Here is a 289-nt window from a genome sequence, read left to right as displayed (position 1 = left end):
TTTGCGAGACCCCGAACTGGAGGGCGCGTTGCGCCACATCCTCGGGCGGTGGCGGGGGGGGGGGCGCGACCCACAGAGACGCTGCCCCGGCGGGTGGCCAGTCCTGCAGCGCGCCGGTCTCCCGGATGAGCTGGCCTAGCGCGGTGAACGCGTCGCGGGCCAGGGCCCCCCACAGGGCCAGGGCCAGCTGGGGGAAGCCCTCCTGGAGCGCGACCATCACCTGGGATCCGAGTAATCGAGCGGCCTCCGGCTCTCGAGCGCGGACGGTGGAGGGCTGGCGGCCGGGCTG

At 75.1% G+C, this 289-nt stretch carries 1 protein-coding gene; it reads right to left on the bottom strand.

The genetic code is table 11. From position 1 onward, the window contains the following. On the bottom strand, nt 1-217 hold a 217-nt coding region (locus KVS67_RS14185; protein ID WP_254629363.1), incomplete at its 3' end, for a hypothetical protein. Between the last annotated feature and the right edge of the window lie 72 nt (nt 218-289).

The sequence above is a fragment of the Micrococcus sp. GbtcB5 genome, from assembly GCF_019091605.1.
Lineage (GTDB): Bacteria > Actinomycetota > Actinomycetes > Actinomycetales > Micrococcaceae > Micrococcus > Micrococcus luteus.
The sequence above is the reverse complement of the archived record's forward strand: the minus strand, read 5'-3'. Positions and strand labels throughout refer to the sequence as shown.